The sequence below is a fragment of the Neptuniibacter marinus genome (genome assembly GCF_965223595.1).
In the GTDB taxonomy this organism is placed as follows: Bacteria; Pseudomonadota; Gammaproteobacteria; order Pseudomonadales; family Balneatricaceae; genus Neptuniibacter; species Neptuniibacter marinus.
The window spans coordinates 1975869-1997537 of the sequence record NZ_OZ245004.1 but is presented as its reverse complement, the minus strand read 5'-3'; the positions used below and the strand labels follow the sequence as shown (position 1 = coordinate 1997537).

Here is a 21669-nt window from a genome sequence, read left to right as displayed (position 1 = left end):
AAAGCTTTTATATATCTGTGTGAATATTTAATAACAGGTTGCTTAAAATAATATTTTTGAGAGAGAAAAATGAACACAAGGCCAGAAATAACAATTACTTCATTAGATGCAGATCGGCTCTATAATTTAATTGAGTCCCTGCCAAAAAACAGCTTTGCCGGCCAAACGGAGCTAGAAGCTGAACTTGAACGGGCCAATGTCGTAGCGCCTGACGAAGTTCCGCCAACAATCGTTACCATGAACTCGACCGTTAAATTTGTTATCGAATCAACTAATGATGAATTTGAACTAACCCTTGTTTACCCCAAAGATGTAGATGCAGACGGTCAAAAGATTTCTATATTAGCGCCCATTGGTAGCGCCCTCTTAGGCCTATCTATAGGAGATGAAATCGAATGGCCAAAACCTGGTGGTGGGGATCTGAAAGTTAAGTTAACAGAGGTATTATACCAACCAGAACGAGCGGGCGAGCTCCATCGTTAACATATAGCCCATAAATAGCTGCTGAGAGGTGCACACTCTCAGTAGCTAAGCGATTCAATAGGAACTCACATGAAGTTAAGCTTTAACGTTGAAGACGCAAGTCAGATATTTGTAGGCGCTTTTGCGCTTGCCGTACCTATATCATTTTCTGAAGAAGCTTGGCGCTTAGGGGAAACCCTACCCGGTTATAACCTATTGATGCTGTTTACCCTATCCATCACCTTTCTTGGCCTTTATACCTATGAGAGTGTATTTCAAACCGATGTTAAGGCTAGAAAGCTTGTCTTTATATCTCGAATCGCCATCGCCTATATTATGACTGCGCTTGTAGTAGCCTTAGTCCTGTTTTGTCTTAACAAGCTTCCGTTATTTGAAGATCCACTAACATCGTTTAAACGTATTATTGTAATCACTATGCCAGCTTCAATGGGGGCTATTGTCGTCGACAGTTTTGATAAGGAGTGATCTCACCCTAACAATATTCTTTCTAAATGAAGAAGTTAGTCTAAAAAGCCAAACTTAACGCAATAAGGATAAAATGAAATCAGCCAATATACTGATTAAAGCCACTGTAATTTGCCTCGTGCCCCTACTTGCCTGTTCGATCTACTACACGAGCGAACAACTTAGTGACGTCCATCCTTTTATCTATGTGGCCGCTCAAATGGCACTGCCTATACTACTTATTAGTTGTGCATACATCGCAAATCTAGTTGTATTAGGTAATTGCAAGGGTTGGCGTTTCTACTTGTCATCTTCTTCAATAATAATCTCAGCACTTATTATTGCCAGTATCTGGCTATAAGGCATCCCAACAGTAAATGTATGAACAAAAAATCCAGTACACTTTACCCTGTAAACCGATGCACACAAAAACTAGGGCACCAAAACCGATGACCTCAGAAAAAAACAACCGACAAGAGAAAGTAGTCGAATCTAACCCCTCTTTAGAATCTGAGATCAATTCAGCCCGTATAAACGCACTTGAATTGAAACTAGAAACCCTATCGATCATTACAGAATCACTCTGGAATCTATTTGAGGATAGTGGGTTAGATCCTAGATCGGACCTAAAAGGAGAGATGGCGAAGGTCATCTCTGATCGAGCGAAACGCGATGCAATTACAGTGCGCTGTCCCGCCTGCCACTCACAAGAAAAAGCCAACGCAAGTTACTGTCAGAAGTGCGGAGAAAGCCTGGACTATTTAGGCGACATATCCCCTTTCGATTATTAATAACGACGTTGTTTGCATAAAGAAAGAGACCTGCAAGCAGGCCTCTAGATCTTATTCATCATCTGCCTATACGTAACCTAACAGGCAAATTAAATAACGCTTAGTTAAGGTTCAATCTGATAAGCATCGATACGCTGTGAGAACATTAACGGTACAAATAAGAGATTCCCTTTCGAGGAAAGATCGCCGGTAAACTTCTTAGGTTCATTAAAAAGCAATTCCAGCGTATGGTCTTTATATTTAAAGATATTGCCATTCATCCAGTCACTAATAAACAGCGCGCCATCTATCTCAGCGATACCATCAAGGTTACCAAAGGCTTCTGCATTTTTATAAGATGTTATTTTTTTCGTATCTCTATCAATAATAGAAAGCCCGCCTAGAATATCCGTTGTAAAATCCTTATGAAGACCCGTCCCCCAAGTAGCAACTGTTAACTGTCCATGATTAAAAAGAAGTCCATTTGGATGGGGCAGCGCCTCAGTTGAAATCCATTTAGTCAGCGTGTCATTTTCATAACGATAAACACCACCGCCAAGAATATCACTCAAGTAAACAACGCCTTTATCATCAATAGCTATATCGTTCAGCATAACACTGTCTTCAGCTTTGATTGATTGAACCAGCTCACCTTTTTCATGGTCAACAATGTGCATTTGCTGCATATCAGCAACATAGAGATATTGCTCATCCATTGCGAGCCCTTTAGGTGCATCCATTCCATTAACCCAAACATGACGAATAACCTTACCTTCATCCGATAACAGACTAATATAACCTTTACCGTTTAAAGCAGCAGGGTCGCCATTGACATTGGAAACAAAAAGCAGTGGTTTTGTTGGATGCACTAAAACCGATTCAGGCTCATCAAAACCCTCTAAACTCCATGCCTTATCAGGTGCCGCTAAAACCACGTTAGCACTCAGCGATAGGCATGCTATAGCAACCGATAGTGTTTTTTGTAATCCTTTTTTCACAATATTCACCCTAAATAATCAAATCACTCAACAGATTGTCTTGGTCTTAAATTGGATAGACGCTTATGAACAAACATAAAGCCTTAACCAACTCCATAAATCACCATCTCAAAGATATAAATATACTTATAACAGATTAACCAAGATCCGCACATCTTTAATTGAATGTTTATCTAAAAACTTACCCCCCTCAGCTTCACTACCTGAGGCTTGGAATAGTTTCACACTACTATACGATGATAAAACGGTAGTAATCCGCTTAAAATCAGAAGTCATTCAGTATGGTTTTGTGCTACTTCAGTGATGACACGGCGTATCCATTGATGGGCCACGTTATGTTGTAAAAGAGGACTCCAAGCCATTTTTAGTTCAAATTCAGGCACCTCAAAAGGGGGTGTTTTCATCACTAAACGAGAGTTATTCGATTGGGACTGAGAAGCCGCCTTAGTCGGTATAGTAGCTATCAATCCCTTTTCTTCAGCCAACAACGCTGCTGATTGATAGTGCCGCGTAAAGACAGAGATATGACGCTTTGCATTTAACTGTTCTAATGCCTCATCAACCCAACCTAAGCGTTTAGTATCTTTAGGCGTAATCCCCATACCAGCCCCCATACCTGTTTTACTAACCCAAACATGGCGTGCAAGCAAATAAGTTTCTAAACGGAAATCATCAGCTATAGGATTATCAACAGAAAAGAGACAGGAAAAACTATCTCGCCATAATGTCTTCTGATGAAATGACTGTGGCATCGTATCAAACCGATTAATCACTATGTCCACAAGCCCCTGTTCTACCTCCTGAAAGCTCATATCACTCGGCGTAAGAATATCCAATACAATGTTAGGGGCCTCTTCCCTTAGACGGTTTAAGAGTCGCGGCATTAACGTCGACTCTCCGTAATCACTGGTCATAATGCGGAAAACACGATCACTAGAAGCTGCATCAAAATTTGCTGCGGGCTCAATTACCTGCTCAACCGAGGCTAATACCTGTCGTAATAGCGGCTGGAGACTTTGGGCCCGCTCAGTCGGCGCCATCCCTTCACTGGTTCTTACAAGCAGAGGATCGCCAAATGTTTCGCGCAAACGACGTAAGCCATTACTCATCGCTGGCTGGGTTATACCTAATAAACTGGCAGAGCGAGTGACATTACGTTCACGTAATAAAATATCTAAATACACCAATAAATTTAAGTCGATCTTATCCAAATTCATAGCAACGCCGCATAAACACTGAAGAAATTTCATAATACCACATCTACATTCACACAATAAATACTGCAAATAAGAGCCATTTATTTCAATTATGCGTCGCCACACACTAAAATCCACATCGAAACTATTACAAAGGGCAACATAAAACGTTGTCGAACATATGGAAGGAATGAGCATGTCTACACTAAACAAAGACATTGAAACTATCTCTGCTGCAAAAGCAGCTGCTGGTAGCCCTTGGGACGCTATTAACCCAGAATCTGCAGCTCGTATGCGCGCTCAGAATAAATTCAAAACTGGCCTAGATATCGCTCAGTACACTGCCGACATTATGCGTGCTGACATGGCTGCATTTGATAAAGACAAATCATTGTACACGCAGTCTTTAGGTTGCTGGCACGGTTTTGTTGGTCAGCAAAAAATGATCTCCATTAAGAAACATTTCGGTGGCAAAACTGACCGTCGTTACTTGTACCTTTCTGGTTGGATGGTAGCTGCACTACGTTCTGAATTCGGTCCTCTTCCTGACCAATCTATGCACGAGAAAACAACCGTTGCTAGCTTAGTAGAAGAGCTTTATACCTTCCTACGCCAAGCAGATGCACGTGAACTAGGCGGTCTATTCCGTGAACTAGACGCTGCACGTGAAGCAGGCGATTCTGCTGCTGAAGCTAAGATCCAAGACCAAATTGACAACCACGTGACTCACGTTGTGCCAATCATTGCAGATATCGATGCGGGTTTCGGTAACGCTGAAGCAACTTACCTAATGGCTAAGCAGATGATCGAAGCCGGTGCTTGCGCACTGCAGATCGAAAACCAAGTTGCTGATGAGAAGCAGTGTGGTCACCAAGATGGTAAAGTAACCGTTCCTCACGCTGACTTCCACGCTAAGCTACGTGCTCTACGTTACGCTTTCCTTGAGCTAGGCATTGACAACGGTATCATCGTTGCACGTACTGACTCTGAAGGTGCTGGCCTAACTAAAGAGATCGCTGTTGTTAATGAACCTGGCGATCAAGGCGATGTTTACAACTCTTTCCTTGATGTTGAAGAGATCGATGTAGCTGATATGGCTGAAGGCGATGTATGCTTCAACCGTGACGGCAAGCTTGTTCGTCCTAAGCGTCTACCATCCGGTCTATACCAGTTCCGTCAAGGTACAGGTCATGAGCGTTGCGTATTTGACTGTATTGAAGCGATCAATGCGGGTGCAGACCTTCTATGGATCGAAACGGCTGTACCAACTGTACACGAAATCAAAGGCATGATGGATGACGTACGTAAAGTTCACCCAGATGCTAAATTGGTTTACAACAACTCTCCATCGTTCAACTGGACATTAAACTTCCGTCAGCAAACTTACGATACTTGGGTTGCTGAAGGTAAAGATGTATCTGCATACGACCGCGCTAACCTAATGAGCGCTGAGTATGACGATTCTGAATTGTCTGCTGTAGCTGATGAACGTACACGTACATTCCAAGCTGATACATCACGTGAAGCAAACGTATTCCATCACTTGATCACTCTACCGACTTACCACACAACTGCGTTGTCTGTAGACAACCTAGCGAAAGAGTACTTCGGTGAGCAAGGCATGTTGGGTTACGTTAAGAATGTTCAGCGTGAAGAGATCCGTCAAGGTATCGCCTGTGTGAAACATCAGAACATGTCTGGTTCAGACATCGGTGATGACCACAAAGAATACTTTGCGGGTGAAAATGCGCTTAAAGCTGGCGGTGCGAAAAACACCTCTAACCAGTTTAACTAAGCTTAATTAGCGTTAACTGCCTTAATTAATTTTCCAGCGTTAATTAGGGCAGACTCCTATACTGGAGCATAAGGCGGCACCTGTAGCAAGGGCCGCCTTTTTTATAGATAAGATTTCTAAGATCTGTCGAAAGACTCGAATGGCTTTTTACGTTAAAATTCTAGCCCGTTTTCTACTGCAAACTGATTAAGTGATTTCGAATATGACTGATACACCTGATTTTCTTAAAGATGCTAAAGATTTGTTAACTGAGCAAGGATTTACTACAGGTAATACTTGGTATCATGGGACATCATCGGCGCTGGTCGACTCAATAAAAGAACAAGGGTTAAAACGCTCAGGTGATCAAGCGCTGAAAGATGCGGCAAAGAAAACCATGGCAACAATCGGCAATGCCTATACAGAATCAGTTGAACCGGTTTTTTTAACACAAAGCAAAGAGCTAGCTTTTTACTGGGCCCAGCAAACCGTTCGAGACCGCAGCGTACGAATCGAAGGTGATGAGCAAGCCGCTGTTCTTGCTGTAAACCTTCCGGAAGCACTAAATGCACAAATTAAACCTGATGTAGGTGCAGCTAGCTTATTATTAGTGAAAGAAGGCGAGCACTTTATGGCCTACCTTGCAGGTATTTATCAAGAAAATGGCTTTGATGCGCCAGAAATTGATTTAATGAAAGCAGACCGTATGGAATACCTAAACAAATTAGGTATGGCGTACATTAATACCGACATTGATGCCGCATACCTAGACACCATCACGGGTTAACTACCCACCAGTTTGCTCTACATAATTTACAAAAAGGATGCTACGGCGTCCTTTTTAATTATTGTTTCTGTATAGATAAATCCGTTTGAAACCCAACTATTTAGTATTTACATAACCTCGCTATATTCAACTAGATCTACCCCATAGCAATCACCTACTCATCCTTAATCTTTGCAATACCCTCTTCTCCGTCATACTTAGACTTCAACTGATTAATATAAGCTTTCTGCGAGCTAAGATTTAATTCATGCACTAAGACTTTACCTTCTAAATTAACCACATCTCGACTTAAGCCTTTTACTTGCTGAAGTTGAACAAAGTTAAACCCTATAGAACAGATAAAGAGTAAGCTGATAACAATCAAGGCATCTAAATGCACTGTAAATTTACGTTTTAAATACACAATAATGTCTCTCTTTTCATAACGAGTAGCGGGTTACAGAGATTATCCTTTTAAGCAAAAAACACAATCTAAAAAAACTATTTCTTACAAAACAAGCTAAAATTAAAGTGATATAAAAATACTCATAAAACCTATCCAAAAAGAGGACTGATATTCTAAGAAAAAATCATGCTGCAAATGCGTAAAACCAAAAGAATAAAATAAAAATAACGTAGAGAAAATTGAAAGAAGCCCGCGTAATATTGAAAAACTTTCTTCCATAACATGATGACTGTAAGCCGATTTACTGACTAACTTCACCTCATAATATGAATAAATCCAACAACAAAATAGCTTTACAATTTATTTTGACGTTAAACAATCTATAGAACATCCAGAAAATGGCTTAAAAGCCTTTAAATTCAAGTAATCATATGATTTATGTAGTCAGAAACATTTAGAATTATTTGGAATATTAAATACATTTAAAATAACTAAAAAACTTGTAATTTAGCAAAACAAAGCGTTATACCAAAGTCGCTACTACTTAGTGATGAGCGCTAAAGACTCCTATATATAGGGATTAATGCTATTTCCCGCCCTTTCTTCTTGTAGTTAATTTACCTTTTTATAGATATGCGTTATGTAGCAATACTACAGTTTTGCACATGCACAAAAAGTAGCTTTACGAAGTTCTAAAATACCCCCATTATTTACTCACATAACCACTCAGTGCACTCAACAGCATTGCTTGGTCAGATTATCGTTTCAACGATAATCAAAAATATAAGTTGAGCTAAGGGAAATACTGGCTTGGGCTTGTGACTCGCCAAAATTTAATTTATTGAACAGATTACTCTGTAGAGGATTGACCATGTCCGCATTGAACCAAGACATTGAAACTATCTCTGCTGCAAAAGCAGCTGCTGGTAGCCCTTGGGACGCTATTAACCCAGAATCTGCAGCTCGTATGCGCGCTCAGAATAAATTCAAAACTGGCCTAGATATCGCTCAGTACACTGCCGACATTATGCGTGCTGACATGGCTGCATTTGATAAAGACAAATCATTGTACACGCAGTCTTTAGGTTGCTGGCACGGTTTTGTTGGTCAGCAAAAAATGATCTCCATTAAGAAACATTTCGGTGGCAAAACTGACCGTCGTTACTTGTACCTTTCTGGTTGGATGGTAGCTGCACTACGTTCTGAATTCGGTCCTCTTCCTGACCAATCTATGCACGAGAAAACAACCGTTGCTAGCTTAGTAGAAGAGCTTTATACCTTCCTACGCCAAGCAGATGCACGTGAACTAGGCGGTCTATTCCGTGAACTAGACGCTGCACGTGAAGCAGGCGATTCTGCTGCTGAAGCTAAGATCCAAGACCAAATTGACAACCACGTGACTCACGTTGTGCCAATCGTTGCAGATATCGATGCGGGTTTCGGTAACGCTGAAGCAACTTACCTAATGGCTAAGCAGATGATCGAAGCCGGTGCTTGCGCACTGCAGATCGAAAACCAAGTTGCTGATGAGAAGCAGTGTGGTCACCAAGATGGTAAAGTAACCGTTCCTCACGCTGACTTCCACGCTAAGCTACGTGCTCTACGTTACGCTTTCCTTGAGCTAGGCATTGACAACGGTATCATCGTTGCACGTACTGACTCTGAAGGTGCTGGCCTAACTAAAGAGATCGCTGTTGTTAATGAACCTGGCGATCAAGGCGATGTTTACAACTCTTTCCTTGATGTTGAAGAGATCGATGTAGCTGATATGGCTGAAGGCGATGTATGCTTCAACCGTGACGGCAAGCTTGTTCGTCCTAAGCGTCTACCATCCGGTCTATACCAGTTCCGTCAAGGTACAGGTCATGAGCGTTGCGTATTTGACTGTATTGAAGCGATCAATGCCGGTGCAGACCTTCTATGGATCGAAACGGCTGTACCAACCGTACACGAAATCAAAGGCATGATGGATGACGTACGTAAAGTTCACCCAGATGCTAAATTGGTTTACAACAACTCTCCATCGTTCAACTGGACACTAAACTTCCGTCAGCAAACTTACGATACTTGGGCCGCTGAAGGTAAAGATGTGTCTGCATACGACCGTGCTAACCTAATGAGCGCAGAGTATGACGATTCTGAATTGTCTGCCGTAGCTGATGAACGTACACGTACATTCCAAGCTGACACATCACGTGAAGCAAACGTATTCCATCACTTGATCACTCTACCGACTTACCACACAACTGCGTTGTCTGTAGACAACCTAGCGAAAGAGTACTTCGGTGAGCAAGGCATGTTGGGTTACGTTAAGAATGTTCAGCGTGAAGAGATCCGTCAAGGTATCGCCTGTGTGAAACATCAGAACATGTCTGGTTCAGACATCGGTGATGACCACAAAGAATACTTTGCGGGTGAAAACGCGCTTAAAGCTGGCGGTGCGAAAAACACATCTAACCAGTTCGGTTAATTGTTAAGCACTTCAGACTAAAAAAGGACGCTTCGGCGTCCTTTTTTATTTCAATAATTTAGAATAACATCCTCTCCTCTTACCTTTATTTCACACACTCGTTATTATCAATAATTCCTATTTTTTATTGGCCCTATAGATGCTTACTAATAAGTTCCACTATGCTTGGACTATTGCTCTGTCTGGCGCGATCTCTCTCTTCGCTTGCTTAGGACTAGGCCGTTTTGCACTCGGTATGTTACTACCCTCTATGGGCAGCAGCCTTCAACTAAGCTATACACAGATGGGACTTATCAGTACGGGTAATTTTATTGGCTATCTATTCGCTGTATTACTTTGTCATCACCTTATTCATAAGTTTGGCGCGCGCTACTCCATATTCTTAGGTTTAATCTTAGTTGGCATAAGCATGTTTTTAATCAGCTTCAGCAGCCATTTTATGATTATCACACTTCTATATTTCATAACGGGTATAGGTAGTGGTACTGCTAACATAGCGGTTATGAGCTTAGTCGCCCATTGGTTTACTGTGCAGCATCGAGGCCGTGCAGCGGGATTTATGATCATGGGTAACGGCTTAGGCATTGTTGCTAGTGGCGCATTAATTCCTTGGCTAAATAGCACATGGCTCGACGATGGCTGGAAAGTCGGCTGGGGAGCATTTGGATTAATCATCATTCTGGCCGCATGTATCACGGCGTTTCTCTTTCGTAACAACCCAACTAAACTAAATTTAAAACCTTATGGATATGAGTCTTCATCCTCTACCGATCCGTTGCAAGCTACCTCCAAACCCGCAGGCTTAGAATCTGATAAACAAGCATCTAAATCCATCAGTAAATTGATCCTTCATATAGGCTCAATCTATTTCTTATTTGGTTTTACCTATGTGATTTATGCAACCTTTATCGTAACAACTCTGGTTGAGCAATATCATTTCACAGAAAGTGACGCTGGATCACTATGGATGACAATGGGCATTCTGAGTATTTTCTCAGGTGCTATTTTTGGCAGTCTATCTGATCGGTTTGGGCGCAGGTTTGGCCTAATATTAGTGTTTATATTGCAAACACTTGCATACTCTTTAGCAGCATCAGAAATAGGAACATTCACCCTATTTTTATCCATGACATTATTTGGAATATCAGCCTTTAGTATTCCCGCAATTATCGCTGCAATGATCAGTGATATTTTACCTATATCCGCTGCGGGCAAAGCCTTTGGCTATGTCACCTTTTTCTTTGCTATAGGCCAAATTTCAGGACCAACATTAGCCGGGTATTTAGCAGAACAAAGCGAATCATTCACATCAAGCTACCTCCTTTGTGCTTGTGCAACGACGTTGGCTATCATATTAACAACTCTCTTTAGGCCTAAAATACCTTCTCGCTAAGTATTGCCGTTTCTACGGCAATCCTTTGCCTTAAAAACGATAATAAACCGCCTTTCACATAACTTCTCTCTTAAAAAACATAGAGTTAAATAGTTGGCATTTCCTTTGCTGTAGATTATGTACAGTAAACTTATGGAGATCAGCTCTATGCATAGTACACAGGCATCATTTAATGCTCAGGCGCATATCCCTATTGATGAGCCTTTGAAAAAGCATCTGCCTGCAACGAAGAGCGCTCTTTCTATCCAACAGATGGATCAATTTTATTTAACAATGCTCGAGCAGTTTTCTCCTGTTACACAAAAAAAACATTACTTAGCCCAGCAAGAGAAACAAATTCAAGCCCTGTTTAGAGTCAATGGAATTCTTGTTGCTGCTTTTTATACCGATTCAACCATTTTATGCTTTGATCAAAAAGTAGAGTCACTGATAGAAGCGATCAACTATGCCCCTTTAAGCCTTGATCGTATAAGCTTCATATTAGAGAACCGCCTATCAGGCCATGTCACACTTGAGTACTACTCTAAAAACCACCCCACACACGAAGATTTACTGAAAGGCTCGTTATATACAAAAGCAGACTTAAAAGCGGGTTTCACCATTGATGAAACATCTTTAGAGGAGTTAATGTGTGATTGGCTACAGCAATATCAGCAATGGATGCAGGACTATCTATATTTTAACCTTGCACAAATTTCTGCTGAAGAATCAGAGACCCCAAAAACAATCAACAACGATCCTGTACCAGTAGAGGAAGATATAGTCACGACTCTTCTAGCTAATAATTACTCTATCGTTAGCTAAAATTCATCCATTGAATCCAAAATTTTCACACTATAAAAACGCATTTAATCCCCGACAAATAGACCAAAAAACCTCTAATCAAATAAGGCACGAACAGCATCAGGCAATGGAACTGATTTCTCAGTCCTGTGATCAATCCATACCACCTTTGCATGCCCTTGGCTCACAATAGCTTTGTCATCATGCTGACTGAAAACCTTATAGTAAGTCATAAAGCTCGAACGCCCTGGATCGCTAATATAGCAATCAATACGTAATTGATCAGGATAGACCACCGGTCGAATAAATGAACAGCCTATATCAATTACGACAGGGGCCAGCCCATTAGGGTCAAGCTCCACATTCATATTATCTAAAAGCTGCACCCGCGCTTCTTCAAGATAACGCATGTACATCGCATTATTGACATGCCCATAGGCATCCATATCACCCCACCGAACAGGGATTGAACAGCTATATAGTAACTTACTTTTTTCCAGATCCATCCCAGCCTCACATATAGATAATTAAAAAACTCACTGTAAACTATCTAGCCGAAGAAGGAATGACAACTTCAATCAAAACCAGTAACACTATGTCATACTGTTCAGGATCTAGATAATCAACGAGCCCCAAATAAACTCACCTACTACGGAGCTATACAATGCTAAATTACCTGCTTCCTATCCTAATTATTGCCATCTTGTTTTTTCTCTATAAAAACCATCAAAATTCAAAGCAGCAATTGGCCTATAACCTAGAAGCAGGAGAAACTTTTTTAGCGTCTAATTTAACCAAAGAAAACGTTACACAAACAGACTCTGGCTTACAGTACGAAGTGTTAACAAAAGGTACGGGAGAGGAGCATCCAAAAGCCACATCAAAAGTAAAAGTACACTACCACGGCACCTTAATTGACGGCTCAGTCTTTGATAGTTCAGTAGAGCGTGGTGAACCTATAGAATTCGGATTAAACCAAGTCATTAAAGGCTGGACGGAAGGTGTACAGTTGATGGTTGTGGGAGAAAAAACACGCTTTTATATTCCAAGCGAACTTGCTTACGGCAATGGCTCAGCAGGTATAATTACCCCAGGATCAACGCTTATTTTTGAAGTAGAGCTGATCGATTTTAAGTAAAAATGGAAGCTCTATATTATCCTGCTCTAATGCGTAAGGTCTGTGCGCTACTTTCCTAACCCGCACCTATGTGCGGGCCTCTTTTTTGTATACCTAAGCTAATTGTTATAGGTTAGGTGCTTTAGTCACGGGTCGCTTGTTCGCAGGGTCTGCCGCCGGATCACCAAAAAACTTCAACCCAATATAGACCCACCATGCCCTTAATGCCCACATACCATCATCTTGACACATTTGTTGTAAGAGCCGGTCTGCAGCATCGCGATCTTCATCTTTATCCAACAAGTTCTCACGCATTAATTGATATAAAGCATCGTGAACTAACGATCCACGCATAAAATCTCGCGTATCAATAGTCGGGCCTGAAGGGCCGTCCCACGCATATCCCTTTTTAATGCTAAGCAGTCCATCCTTTGTTAGCTCAATATAGCCCGAAGGCGAACGAATATCGCTACTCGGCAAAAATGGGATGGACGTTACATAATCATCAACTATCTGGTATTTATACCCTTTCTTATATTCGATGCATTCCATGGCATTTTCCTCACGAATAAAATAACGTAAACCTTTCAGCATAGTACAGAGTATAGAAGCGGAGTCACAAACTACCTATTCATTTAACAGCTCAATACCAACAGCGCTATAAATCCTGCATTTATATAAAAACGTAAAATATTCTAAACAAAGAGGTTTAATATCGCTACCACCAACATCAATCATGTCACTACATTGGTTTTTCAGCTTTAATTTCAACCGGGGTAATATAGCCCTCCTTCAGAGCCTTAATCATATTCCTAACATAACAAAATGATAATGTTCAGAGACTTCATTGCCATCAGGTACTTAGTGACCTGTAAACAGACTAACCATGTAACCCGCGATAAAAACAGTCTATTAAAACCTGAGGCAATATAAATGGTTATTCAAATTGAACAATCATCTGATTAAGCTTGCCACTAATAACAACAAGATTATCCGCATAAGATCGATTATTTTCCGCTTCGTTTAAGCTGTTATTCGCTAGATCAGTATTTTTTGACATAGCATTAACAATCTCCATCGTTAATTGAGACTGTTGCTCGGTTGCTGAAGCTATTTGTGAACTCATCTGGCTGATGCTCAAATTAGCCTCTGCTATTTCACCAATCGCTTGTTCCGCTTCATTTGCAATCTGCATAGTTTCTTCAGTTTTTTGCATATAGAGCTGAGTGCGCTCCACTACATCATTGGTGGTTGCATTAAGCTTATTGGTCAATTTCTTAATATCACTCGCAGCACGCGAAGTATTTCCTGCTAAATTTCTCACCTCATCAGCAACTACCGCAAAACCTCGTCCCATCTCACCAGCTCTCGCCGCCTCAATTGACGCGTTAAGTGCTAACAAATTGGTTTGATCCGAAAACTCCTCGATGATTAACAACGCCTGTAGGATTGACTCCGTATCCCCTTTCAAGGAAACAAGCGCATCATTAGTCCCCGCAACATCACTCGAAAGCTCGGCGATATTGTTATGAGTACCTCTCATCAACCGAATACCTTTCTGGGTCAGGTCATTAGCTTGATTTGTGTATTCACGTGTATGAGCCGCATGGTCAGCCACTTCGACGAATGAGCTCTTTAGTTGCTCCATCTGCTCTGCAGTACTGCGTGTACTAGCTTGTTGCTCAGCCACAATAGAACTAAGGTTTTTTGCACTAGTGTTCATATTGGACTCTAGCTCTTTAAGTACGCCAGTTTCACGCTTAATATTCGTCAGCAGGTCAGAGAAGTAATCTTTTAAACTATTGATAGAGATACGTAACGTTGCTACTTCACTGATTTTACTAGGCATATCCATCTGCATTTTTAAATCACCTTCAGATAAGCGACTTACATAATCAGTTGCACGATGAAGAATGGCAGCCAGACGGTATTTAATCATCGACATACAGGCGCCTGTAATAATGATCAAAACAACACAGACCGCCAGTAACAGGTATACATCCTGTAAAATGTTCTGATAGTGTTCTTCCAGAGTACCTTCTAAACCTTGGAGAGACTGTTCAAGCTTGAGCACTTGCTCCTTTGCGGCCAAACTACCTTGCTGTTTTTGCTCAGTAAATTTAGCGATATTATCTAACTCTTTAGGGTAGCGTCCTGCTAAATTTTTAATAATTTGCAAAGATGCTTCACCAATATCTTCTGCCGGGCCATTACTTTCCTCGGTATCCCAACCTAATACACTAGCCAGTTCATCTTCCTCAACCTCAGCCTCTTTATAAACACCTAAACGAGGTAAAGCATAGAGTTTTTCGGCCGCCTCTTGCATGCCAACTAAATAACTTTCACTGCTCTTTAATATTGAGCTATCGCCTTTTGAGGCGCTATTTTGTCTCACATAAATGGTCGGTACTAGATAATTGATAAATTCAGCTGACAAGTTCAAGTACTTCTGCTTAAGATCGCTTGGAGCGTTCTCCGCTTTAGCAACATATTCCATTATTGCCGTTATCTCGGCGAACATTTCTCGCTCACTATTTACTAGCAAAAGCTCCGGATTAGATAATTTTCCCGCTTCTCGTAAAGTACTCAAAGCATTATCTCGCACCAATATCATCTGCTCCACCGCAGGGGTTTTAATGTCTGACGGCAATAATCGGTTCTGCTGTGTTTCCCCAATCAGTTCATTAATATCATTACTAATTTTACTAAGCAGCGTTGCATCACCTGTCAGCAGGTAGGTGTTTATAGGCTTTTCAATTGCGTGACGGGTACTCGCTTCATATTCGTAATAGCTCGTACTGGTCTGATAGGCATCGTTTAGACGATCAAGCGACCACACTATAGAGATAGTAAGCACAGCAAGGATAAGGAAAAGAGCAAGTGAGGTGAGCTTAGTTAGCAAAGAGATTTTCATAGATTTGTACGCCATTACAACATGTGATTAAAAAATGAACGTCCTTTTCCTACGGAAATATTAATTCCGAATGCGTGTTATTAGACTACCGAGAGATGACAAAAATATGACAAACAGCAACAATTTATTGCTGATAATAGGGAGGCCGCTATTAAATAAGCGCTTAAAAATCTTAAGCTTAGGAAAGCTTACTCAGACTTGATTTGTAATTAAGAGGAATAAGGAGGGAAAGTATTCGAATAGGGCTAAGCGCACGATAAGCTATGGGAGGGCAACAAAACCACAACCTATCGTACACTTAACAAAATACCTAGTTAGGCGTCTGCGGTCGTAGGGTCTATCTCACTTTTAATTTCTGAGATGGTATTAGCCGGAAATCCACTTCGCTCCGCATGTTCATGAATTAACGCTTCATCCGCGCTGTTATAGATACAGAAGGTTTTATCTCCAACAACGTAGCTGTTTTCCCAACTGATATCTTTTTGCTCTGACTGCATAGCAGATAGCACTTCATTTGATTTTTCGGCCGCGGCACTTAACGCTGCATCATCAGCCAAACCTATATCCGGAATATCTCTCTCAATAATGAACTTAGGCATGTATAAGAACTCCATATAATGTTTTTGTTGTTATCTAGTACACTGATACTAAAATCAATTGCCCCTTAAAAATGCTATGTAAACTGTAGCACTAAACTACAGATTATGTAGTTAGAAAACCTGATTGAGTGAAACTATGCAATATTTACAATTCTGCCCTCTCGCCAAAGCCTCAGAAATCTTGTGCGAAAAATGGACCCTACTAATTATTAGGGAGCTATTAATGGGTGGGAAACGCTTTAATGATTTTCAACGGGGCACGGCAGCTATCTCGCCAACCATGTTAACCAAACGTTTAAATGAACTCACAGAAAATGGGCTTGTGATCCGTAAGAAAATTTCTGGTCAACGGGGATATGAATACTTTCTTTCTGAATCGGGTAAAGAGTTAGCGCCTATTATTCAACAGATAGGTGAATGGGGAATGCGCTGGACGCGAAGTCAACTTCCCGACTCCGAACTTGATATAGAGCTGCTTATGCTCTACCTAGAACGCAGCATTAACCCAGAAAATTTACCCGGTGAAAGTACGATTATCTCGTTTAATTTTACTGATCAAAACCAGATGGCCAAATGGTGGATTGTGGTCACTAATGAAAATGTCGATATTTGTACCGTTGATCCAGGCAAAGAGATTGATATCTGGTTTAACACCGATCTGCGTACAATGATCGAGATTTGGATGGGCTACACTACTTATAAGGCAGCGATTCGTGCACAAAAGCTACAACTCATAGGACCGAGAGCACTCACGAATAATGTCAATAGTTGGATGGATAATAGCGTTTTTGCAGAAATTCCTGCAGCCACTGAGATCTAACCTAGTAGCAGCAAAGCCCCTACTAATTAGTCGAGTCTGTTTTGAATAGATGAAAAAAATATAGGGCAAATTGACACTAAGAAGATTGGGTAAGGGTAGTTACCAGTTATAACCATCCTGTTTTCTCTCTTAAATGCTAACTATCGACTGCCCCAGATTTTAGAAACCGCGCGATCACTTCCTAAAAAACCAACAATCAAACACACAAAACCAATTACGAAAAAGACCAGAATAGGGATAAGACCGCCTAACTGGTCGGAAGCGATGGCTGTAATACCTGACAACGTTGAAAGCACAAAAAACAAGAGCCCCATATACATCAAAATCTTACGATGAGACGCTTTATAGCTATATTCACCTCCACCGGATTCGAAAATATTTAAGATAGGCGCAAAAAGTTTTCTTAAGGTATTTTTCATAGGGCTCTCACAGATAATACAAGAGCACAGTGTAATTTTATGCGCCCGACTTGTACAGAGGATACGCGTGACGCACCTATTGAGTATAATACTCAGCTAAGAGCCAAAGCATCCCTACTGATATATATTCCCATTGTGTAGCAGCCACCCTCCTTCATGACGTCCTCGTGGATCATGGTGCGTCCAGTGAACCACCCCTCCTCTAGCATTCCATTCATATTCACCAAAAAACTTAACTCGATCACCTACCCTTAATGCATTAATGCGTGGCGCCAAATCAATATTATGGGCAACCAATAAGGTTTGCCCAGTCGACAATTTAAGGATGAATTTTTGATGACGACTACCTTGCAAATCGTCTGCTAATATTTTTATCACGGTGCCAGAGCCTCCAACCTGTAAATCGCTCTGTCTATGATCAAATGCCCTTTGTAACGCCTTATCACTGGATGAATAGTCTGCACGATTTGATGACCCCTCAGTATTAATGACTTCACTTACATACCGAGCAACTTGTGGGTTTTCCTGAACATATGAATACAGACCAAACCCAATTAAACAGACTAATATTAACTTCTTCATTATTTTCCCATGAGATTAACGATGATCAATACGCCATGATCCAAAGCAATTGATGAATCCAAAGAAAAACACTGACATAACGTGTGAGCATCCTTCTCATACTTAGCACCATCCGCTGGCGAACACGGACTTATCTTACCCGAATCTATGCCAAAACGCCTTCGATCTTCCCCTTCTCAGATTGACTAAAACAAGAGCCCAAGTCAGCGATCAACCTACGCTGTCCTATAGGTTTTTTAAACCTTCCGGGCAACCCTAGTAAGTTTTACGCTATACTTCGTCCTACTCTCCTTATGACAATCTATCCGAGCCTTTATGCCATTCTCAAACCTTGGTTTATCTACTCCTCTTTTACAAGCAATTAACGATCTGGGCTATACCGCGCCAACGCCAATTCAGAAACAAGCTATTCCCCTTATTTTGGCGGGAAAAGATCTAATTGCGACAGCCCAAACAGGCACAGGTAAAACCGCTGCTTTTGTTCTACCTATACTCGAAAAGCTCAACAAAGAACGCACTCTTCGAGGCAAGCGCATACGGGTACTCATTCTCACCCCAACACGAGAATTAGCCGTGCAAGTGGCGGGCAATGTTGCAGAATACAGTAAACACCTAAACCTAAGCTCAATGGCCGTTTATGGTGGCGTAGATAGCGAGCCACAAAAAAAGCGCTTAATTCAAGGTGCAGATATTCTTGTAGCAACGCCCGGCCGATTATTAGATCTGGCCCACCAGCGCGCATTACATTTTGATGAGCTGGAAGTCTTAGTGCTAGATGAGGCTGATAGAATGGTCGATATGGGCTTTGGCGATGAGATACACAAGATCATCGAGCGTTTACCTGAAGCCCGTCAAAACCTCCTATTCTCAGCCACCATGAGCGATGGCGTTCGCGCCATCGCAGATGATTTTTCTGCGAGTAAAGTAGCTAAACCTGCCGTTGAGATCTCGGTTTCACCAAAAACCAAAACGGCTACAACCATAAATCAGTGGCGAATCACTGTTGATAAAGACACTAAATCGGCACTCCTGAGCCATTTAATTAAGGATCAGCAATGGGATCAAGCACTGATTTTTATTGAAAAGAAACACGGCGCAGCCAAGTTGGTCGACCAATTAGCAAAACGCGGGATTGTAGCAGAAGCTATTCATGGCGATAGAAGCCAAGCCATGCGTGAAAAGATCTTAGCGGATTTTAAGTCAGGCGCACTAAAATACTTAGTCGCTACCGGCGTTGCTGCCCGTGGTATAGATATTGGCGAACTTAGTCGTGTGGTCAATTACGACCTCCCCTTCAAACCAGAAGAATATATCCACCGTATTGGCCGAACTGGCCGTGCAGGAGCCACCGGTGAAGCTATATCTTTTGTCGCAATGGGGGACTTTAAAAATCTCTGTGCGATTGAAAGCCGTTTAGACCATATAATCGAGCGTAAAGAGATTGAAGGCTTTCCCGTCAGAAAAGTTGTACCGGTTTCCATCTTAAACTATGTTCGCAAAAGCAAAGCGCCTGCGCCCAAACCTAGAAACAAAAGCACGAAAAAACACACAAGCCATAAAACGGAAGATAGAAAAAACAAAGATATTTGGGGTTAAAACATATAAACAAGAGCGCCTAATGCGCTCTTTTTTATTAAAGAAAACAACCCTACCAGCAAGCCTAACTAAACCAAACTATTCAGCAGCAAAAGCCTGTAATAATTCAGCATTAGTAGGGTATTTTTCTAATAGTTCAACCAGCCGCCTAGCACCCTCTATGGGCTTAAGCTGAGTAAGCGAACGACGTAATGCCCTAACCTTTGCAATATCTTTCGAATCGATCAGCAACTCTTCACGGCGGGTACTACTTTTAGCAATATCCAACGCAGGAAAAATTCGATAATTGGCGGCATCCCGTGATAAAACAATTTCCATATTCCCTGTGCCTTTAAATTCCTCAAAGATCACTTGATCCATCCGGCTTCCGGTGTCCACCAATATAGTCGCAAGTATGGTAAGCGAACCGCCGTTCTCGATCTTCCTAGCCGCACCAAATAATTTGCGAGGGATCTCTAATGCTCGGGCATCAACGCCACCGGACATGGTACGACCACTACTCCTCTGCTCCGCATTATGAACCCGTGACAAGCGTGTTAGTGAATCAATAACAATCATCACATCATGCCCTTCGCCCGCTTCTTTACGTGCTTTAGCAAGCAACTCATTGGCCACACGAACATGTTGAGCATAGCTCTCATCAGAAGAGGACGCATGCACCTCGGCGGTTACGTTACGCTTAAAGTCAGTAACCTCTTCCGGCCGCTCATCGATCAACAGTGCATACAGTTTGATCTCTGGATAAGCGGTACCTACCGCCTGACAAATATGTTTTAACGTAGTCGTTTTACCCGACCCCGGTGGTGCGACAATTAATCCTCGTTGCCCCATACCTATAGGCGTGATCAAATCCATCGCCCTCATAGACAGTTGCTGCGAGCCTGATTCTAAGCAGATACGTGGGGATGGATGAATAGCAACACCATTTAAAAAACGTTTTTCTGGATCATTAGGAAAAAGATCCTCAACCTGAGGCTTAACGTCTTTATTCTTTTTTACCTTCAAACTTAATATTTTTCTCGTCATGGTATCGCTTTAATAACTCTGGACAATTAAGTGAGTTGATCTGTTGGTGGGTAGGCTAGCCCATTGTGACTGTACAACAACAGATGGGGTTATTTACTAAAAGATTGAATCTCTTCATGGCACAAGTAACGCCACTGACCTACATCTACATCAAGACGAATATCGCCAATCTGTTCTCGATGGAGTGAACGTACACGATTACCTACCGCCGCAAACATACGTTTTACCTGATGAAATCGGCCTTCAGTAATCGTCAAAAGCACCTCTTTAGGTGTAATGATCTCTAATAACGCAGGTAGGGTTGGCTGTTGCTCCCCTTGTAAGTTTACGCCACTTTTAAATTTAGAGACGACCTCAATAGAGATCTCTTTGGCCAAGTGTACACGATAAACCTTGCAACACCCTTTAGCGGGTCGCGTAATATTAAATGACCAGCGGCCATCATCCGTCATCAACACTAAGCCTGTGGTATCTACATCCAAACGGCCCACAATATGCAACTCGGATACTTTATCAACATCAAGATAGTTAAAAATAGAGGGATAGAGTTCATCTATATTAGAGCAAATAGTACCTGCAGGTTTATGTACCAATATATAGCGGAAATCCCGAGCCTTCAGTCGACGACCATTTAACGTGACCCGATTGTTTGCATGAACCTGAGTCCCCTCCTGCGTTGTAATAGTATCATTCACACGCACAACACCTGAATGAATATGGGCGATCGCCTCAGCTTTTGTTAACTCAGTGCTTTTACAAATAAATTTATCAAGGCGCATTATCGACAACCGTTAACCCCACCGCTATCCAGCCCTCGGCTATTGAGTCGATAGAAAACTTAGCGACACAGCATTGATCAAGACAGGACATATGCTCTTTAACTATCTGATTCACCTTTGCTTTATCAAAATATAGACCTGTAAAATTGGGCATGATCTGGGTGTTCGCTTTATCATGTAAACTATATATCGCTCCCATAGCATCAATTAACAGATCCCCATCAACATAAGGTGCTAGATGCAAATCGCTATTCGATATCCACTCAGATTCATTTGGAACAAAAGCCAGCTCACCTTCTCCCTCATATTTAATCACCGCAGGCCAAATAATCAC

At 41.6% G+C, this 21669-nt stretch carries 23 protein-coding genes; 11 read left to right on the top strand and 12 right to left on the bottom strand.

The annotated features are described in order from the left end of the window. Window positions 1-69 precede the first annotated feature (69 nt). The 3 genes from rnk (at window position 70) to ACOQOE_RS09350 (ending at window position 1718) form a co-directional block, all read left to right on the top strand. On the top strand, window positions 70-483 hold the full coding sequence (gene rnk / locus ACOQOE_RS09360; RefSeq protein ID WP_067865564.1) for a nucleoside diphosphate kinase regulator: 414 nt from the start codon (window positions 70-72) through the stop codon (window positions 481-483). Between the two features lie 69 nt (window positions 484-552). Next, window positions 553-948: a DUF2391 family protein gene (locus ACOQOE_RS09355; protein WP_067865567.1), complete on the top strand. Its 396-nt coding sequence runs from the start codon at window positions 553-555 to the stop codon at window positions 946-948. 428 nt (window positions 949-1376) lie between these two features. Beyond that, a complete protein-coding gene (locus ACOQOE_RS09350) occupies window positions 1377-1718 on the top strand; it encodes a zinc ribbon domain-containing protein (protein ID WP_067865570.1) in 342 nt (113 codons plus the stop codon). 104 nt (window positions 1719-1822) lie between these two features. Here the strand turns inward: ACOQOE_RS09350 and ACOQOE_RS09345 are convergent, their stop codons facing one another. Together ACOQOE_RS09345 and ACOQOE_RS09340 are read right to left on the bottom strand one after the other, a co-directional pair. Continuing rightward, a complete protein-coding gene (locus tag ACOQOE_RS09345; RefSeq protein ID WP_067865573.1) occupies window positions 1823-2695 on the bottom strand; it encodes a hypothetical protein in 873 nt (290 codons plus the stop codon). A 272-nt stretch (window positions 2696-2967) separates the two neighbouring features. After that, window positions 2968-3912, bottom strand: a complete 945-nt coding sequence (locus tag ACOQOE_RS09340; protein WP_067865576.1) for a LysR family transcriptional regulator — start codon at window positions 3910-3912, stop codon at window positions 2968-2970. 175 nt (window positions 3913-4087) lie between these two features. Between ACOQOE_RS09340 and ACOQOE_RS09335 the strand changes: the two genes are divergently transcribed. After that, window positions 4088-5686, top strand: a complete 1599-nt coding sequence (locus ACOQOE_RS09335; protein WP_420553845.1) for an isocitrate lyase — start codon at window positions 4088-4090, stop codon at window positions 5684-5686. A gap of 202 nt (window positions 5687-5888) precedes the next feature. Beyond that, entirely contained in the window at window positions 5889-6452 is a 564-nt protein-coding gene (locus ACOQOE_RS09330; RefSeq protein WP_420553844.1) for a hypothetical protein, read from the top strand. A gap of 154 nt (window positions 6453-6606) precedes the next feature. Here the strand turns inward: ACOQOE_RS09330 and ACOQOE_RS09325 are convergent, their stop codons facing one another. Next, entirely contained in the window at window positions 6607-6855 is a 249-nt protein-coding gene (locus tag ACOQOE_RS09325) for a hypothetical protein (protein ID WP_420553843.1), read from the bottom strand. An 853-nt stretch (window positions 6856-7708) separates the two neighbouring features. On the opposite strand from ACOQOE_RS09325, the gene ACOQOE_RS09320 reads away from it, so the two are divergent. The 3 genes from ACOQOE_RS09320 to ACOQOE_RS09310 all read left to right on the top strand — a co-directional run bounded on the left by ACOQOE_RS09320 (window position 7709) and on the right by ACOQOE_RS09310 (window position 11504). After that, entirely contained in the window at window positions 7709-9307 is a 1599-nt protein-coding gene (locus ACOQOE_RS09320; RefSeq protein WP_420553842.1) for an isocitrate lyase, read from the top strand. Window positions 9308-9446: 139 nt separating this feature from the next. Then, on the top strand, window positions 9447-10700 hold the full coding sequence (locus ACOQOE_RS09315; protein WP_420553841.1) for an MFS transporter: 1254 nt from the start codon (window positions 9447-9449) through the stop codon (window positions 10698-10700). A gap of 147 nt (window positions 10701-10847) precedes the next feature. Then, on the top strand, window positions 10848-11504 hold the full coding sequence (locus tag ACOQOE_RS09310; protein WP_420553840.1) for a hypothetical protein: 657 nt from the start codon (window positions 10848-10850) through the stop codon (window positions 11502-11504). A 74-nt stretch (window positions 11505-11578) separates the two neighbouring features. Here the strand turns inward: ACOQOE_RS09310 and ACOQOE_RS09305 are convergent, their stop codons facing one another. Continuing rightward, window positions 11579-11989, bottom strand: a complete 411-nt coding sequence (locus ACOQOE_RS09305; RefSeq protein WP_420553839.1) for an acyl-CoA thioesterase — start codon at window positions 11987-11989, stop codon at window positions 11579-11581. A 158-nt stretch (window positions 11990-12147) separates the two neighbouring features. Here ACOQOE_RS09305 and ACOQOE_RS09300 point away from each other — a divergent pair, with 158 nt between their 5' ends. Continuing rightward, the gene (locus tag ACOQOE_RS09300; RefSeq protein ID WP_067865607.1) at window positions 12148-12621 is read left to right on the top strand and encodes an FKBP-type peptidyl-prolyl cis-trans isomerase; all 474 of its coding nucleotides are present in this window, start codon (window positions 12148-12150) and stop codon (window positions 12619-12621) included. A 105-nt stretch (window positions 12622-12726) separates the two neighbouring features. On the opposite strand, the gene ACOQOE_RS09295 is transcribed toward ACOQOE_RS09300, so the two are convergent. The 3 genes from ACOQOE_RS09295 to ACOQOE_RS09285 all read right to left on the bottom strand — a co-directional run bounded on the left by ACOQOE_RS09295 (window position 12727) and on the right by ACOQOE_RS09285 (window position 16113). Beyond that, complete coding sequence (locus ACOQOE_RS09295; protein WP_067865694.1) at window positions 12727-13152, bottom strand: DUF1353 domain-containing protein; 426 nt, start codon at window positions 13150-13152, stop codon at window positions 12727-12729. Window positions 13153-13537: 385 nt separating this feature from the next. Next, on the bottom strand, window positions 13538-15514 hold the full coding sequence (locus ACOQOE_RS09290) for a methyl-accepting chemotaxis protein (protein ID WP_420553838.1): 1977 nt from the start codon (window positions 15512-15514) through the stop codon (window positions 13538-13540). 314 nt (window positions 15515-15828) lie between these two features. After that, window positions 15829-16113, bottom strand: coding sequence for a DUF4242 domain-containing protein (locus tag ACOQOE_RS09285; RefSeq protein WP_067865613.1), 285 nt, complete (start codon window positions 16111-16113; stop codon window positions 15829-15831). Between the two features lie 223 nt (window positions 16114-16336). Between ACOQOE_RS09285 and ACOQOE_RS09280 the strand changes: the two genes are divergently transcribed. Then, window positions 16337-16933: a winged helix-turn-helix transcriptional regulator gene (locus tag ACOQOE_RS09280; RefSeq protein ID WP_231867961.1), complete on the top strand. Its 597-nt coding sequence runs from the start codon at window positions 16337-16339 to the stop codon at window positions 16931-16933. A gap of 140 nt (window positions 16934-17073) precedes the next feature. On the opposite strand, the gene ACOQOE_RS09275 is transcribed toward ACOQOE_RS09280, so the two are convergent. Together ACOQOE_RS09275 and ACOQOE_RS09270 are read right to left on the bottom strand one after the other, a co-directional pair. Beyond that, complete coding sequence (locus ACOQOE_RS09275; protein ID WP_067865619.1) at window positions 17074-17352, bottom strand: hypothetical protein; 279 nt, start codon at window positions 17350-17352, stop codon at window positions 17074-17076. A 114-nt stretch (window positions 17353-17466) separates the two neighbouring features. Continuing rightward, window positions 17467-17934, bottom strand: coding sequence for a DUF3465 domain-containing protein (locus ACOQOE_RS09270; protein ID WP_082792384.1), 468 nt, complete (start codon window positions 17932-17934; stop codon window positions 17467-17469). A gap of 315 nt (window positions 17935-18249) precedes the next feature. Here ACOQOE_RS09270 and ACOQOE_RS09265 point away from each other — a divergent pair, with 315 nt between their 5' ends. Then, window positions 18250-19530, top strand: a complete 1281-nt coding sequence (locus tag ACOQOE_RS09265) for a DEAD/DEAH box helicase (RefSeq protein WP_420553837.1) — start codon at window positions 18250-18252, stop codon at window positions 19528-19530. A gap of 78 nt (window positions 19531-19608) precedes the next feature. Here ACOQOE_RS09265 and rho read toward each other — a convergent pair whose 3' ends face one another. The 3 genes from rho to ACOQOE_RS09250 all read right to left on the bottom strand — a co-directional run bounded on the left by rho (window position 19609) and on the right by ACOQOE_RS09250 (window position 21669). After that, a complete protein-coding gene (gene rho / locus ACOQOE_RS09260; RefSeq protein WP_067865625.1) occupies window positions 19609-20556 on the bottom strand; it encodes a transcription termination factor Rho in 948 nt (315 codons plus the stop codon). An 89-nt stretch (window positions 20557-20645) separates the two neighbouring features. Further along, entirely contained in the window at window positions 20646-21335 is a 690-nt protein-coding gene (locus tag ACOQOE_RS09255) for a pseudouridine synthase (protein ID WP_420553836.1), read from the bottom strand. After that, window positions 21325-21669, bottom strand: a complete 345-nt coding sequence (locus tag ACOQOE_RS09250; protein ID WP_420553835.1) for a DUF4144 family protein — start codon at window positions 21667-21669, stop codon at window positions 21325-21327. The genes ACOQOE_RS09255 and ACOQOE_RS09250 overlap by 11 nt, the downstream gene beginning before the upstream one ends.